Source organism: Bradyrhizobium sp., assembly GCF_036009065.1.
Lineage (GTDB): Bacteria > Pseudomonadota > Alphaproteobacteria > Rhizobiales > Xanthobacteraceae > Bradyrhizobium.
Map to the genome: position 1 here is coordinate 1 of NZ_DASYMN010000413.1, position 2,435 is coordinate 2,435.

Sequence of the window (2,435 nt, forward strand, 5' to 3'; positions counted from 1 at the left end):
GTTGAAGCCGCCGGAGATCACCAGATCCTTGCCGCGGCCGAGAATGTGCACATAGCCCTCGGCGTCGATCTTGCCGAGATCGCCGGTGATGAAGAAGCCGTCGTCGCGGAATTCGGCTTTGGTCTTTTCCGGCATCCGCCAATAGCCCTTGAACACGTTGGGACCTTTGACCTCGATCATGCCGATGGAGTCGCGCGCCAGTTCCTTGCCGGTCTCGGGATCGGTGACGCGCACGGACACGCCGGGCAGCGCGTGGCCGACCGCGCCGGGCACGCGGTCGCCGTCATAGGGGTTCGAGGTGTTCATGTTGGTTTCGGTCATGCCGTAGCGTTCCAGCACGGCGTGGCCGGTACGCGCAGCCCATTCGCGATGGGTGTCGGCGAGCAGCGGCGCGGAGCCGGAAACGAACAGCCGCATATGCGCGGTCGCCTCGCGGGTCAGCGCCGGGCTTTGCAGCAGCCGCGTATAAAACGTCGGCACGCCCATCATCACGGTGGCCCGCGCCATCAGTCTGATGATCAGTTCGGGATCGAATTTCGGCAGGAAGATCATCGAGGCGCGGGCGAACAGCGTGACATTGCTCGCCACGAACAGGCCGTGGGTGTGATAGATCGGCAGCGCGTGGATCAGCACGTCCTTGTCGGTGAAGCGCCAGTAGTCGACCAGCGACAGCGAATTCGACGCCAGGTTGTCGTGGCTGAGCATCGCGCCCTTGGAGCGCCCGGTGGTGCCCGAGGTGTAGAGGATCGCGGCGAGGTCGTCGTCGGCGCGCGCGACGGTTGCGAATTCCGGTTTTGCCTGGGCGGCCGCATCGCTCAGCGAGCCCTTGCCGTCGGCGCCGAGCGTTTCGACCTTGGCGCCGACCTTCGCGGCAATGGCAGCGATGCCTTCAGCCTTGGACGGGTCGCACACCACCAGCGACGGCTCGGCGTCGGCGATGAAATATTCCAGCTCGTTCAGCGTATAGGCGGTGTTGAGCGGCAGATAGACCGCACCCGCGCGAACCGCGGCGAGATACAGCACCAGGCCGGGGACGGATTTTTCGGTTTGCGCTGCAACGCGGTCGCCGGGCTTGACGCCGCGTGCAACAAGCACATTCGCCATCCGCCCGGCGAGGCCGACGAGATCGCCGTAAGAGATGCGCTGCCCGTCCATGGTCTCGATCGCGAGCCGGGAGGGATCGTCGAGATTATCGAACAGGCGGGAAAACAGGTTGGCGTTCGCGGATGTGTTCATGCATCATTCCGAGAGGGCGGTAGATCGGCGGCAAATCCAAAGGTTCAATAGCAAAAACGCCCTTCACAAAGCAACGGAGACAGTTTGCATGTCAAAGAACGGGAAACGCGTGGCCTGGGTGACGGGCGGCGGCAGCGGCATCGGCGAGGCCGGCGCGGAAGCGCTCGCCGCCGACGGCTGGACCGTGGTGGTTTCGGGCCGCCGCAAGGACGCGCTCGATGCGGTGGTCGAGAAGGTCACAAAGAGCGGCGGCCAGGCCGAGGCGATCGCGCTCGATGTCAGCAAGGCCGACGACGTCAACAAGGCCGCGGGGCAAATCCTTAGCCGGCATGGCCGCATCGACCTTCTGGTCAACAGCGCGGGGATCAACGTCCCGAAGCGCAGCTGGGCCGACATGGAACTGGAAGGCTGGGACAAACTCGTCGATATCAACCTCAACGGCGTGTTGTATTGCATGCGCGCGGTGCTGCCGGCGATGCGCGCGCAGCAGGACGGCATCATCATCAACGTCGCCTCATGGGCCGGACGCCATGTGTCGAAAATGCCGGGGCCGGCCTACACCACCACCAAGCATGCGGTGCTGGCGCTGACCCATTCGTTCAACATGGACGAATGCGTCAACGGCCTGCGCGCCTGCTGCCTGTCGCCGGGCGAGGTCGCAACGCCGATCCTCAAATTGCGCCCCGTGGTGCCGTCAGAGGAAGAACAGGCGCGAATGCTGCAGTCCGAAGATCTCGGCCGCACCATCGCCTTCGTCGCCAGCATGCCGCCGCGGGTCTGCATGAACGAGATCCTGATCAGCCCGACGTGGAACAGGGGATTCATCCAGACGCCGCATAGCCGGGATTAACGGCGGGCGTTCCCCGGGCGCAGCGCAGCGCGTAGCTCTTGCGCAGCGGTGCGCAGCAGAACCGGGGCCCAGCTTGCTTGCTATGAAGAAAACTGGGTCCCGGTTCTGCAAAGCGGCATGAAGAATGCCGCATCGCACCCGGGACACGGCGTGCGCCGAAAATAGTTTCAAGCAACACGAAAAAGTTTTTTCCGAAACCGCCGCAAACCCCTCCCGTAGCTCGGCCCAACGACGGCGCAGTCAAGCCTGCAACGACCGGCGCCGTTGTTGCCCCTTAATCGCCGGCGGATGTCCGCCGGCCACCACAATCCATCGGGAGACGATCCATGTCGAAGCGTATTGCACTTCT

2 protein-coding genes are annotated in these 2,435 nt (G+C 64.1%); one reads left to right on the forward strand and one right to left on the reverse strand.

Annotated features, from left to right (window positions below; genetic code table 11):
* Positions 1–1,236 (reverse strand): malonyl-CoA synthase (locus VGP39_RS24800; protein WP_327570730.1); only part of this gene is annotated, 1,236 nt, incomplete at its 3' end.
* Between the two features lie 88 nt (positions 1,237–1,324).
* Here VGP39_RS24800 and VGP39_RS24805 point away from each other — a divergent pair.
* Positions 1,325–2,086, forward strand: a complete 762-nt coding sequence (locus tag VGP39_RS24805; protein ID WP_327570731.1) for an SDR family oxidoreductase — start codon at positions 1,325–1,327, stop codon at positions 2,084–2,086.
* The last annotated feature ends 349 nt before the right edge of the window (positions 2,087–2,435 follow it).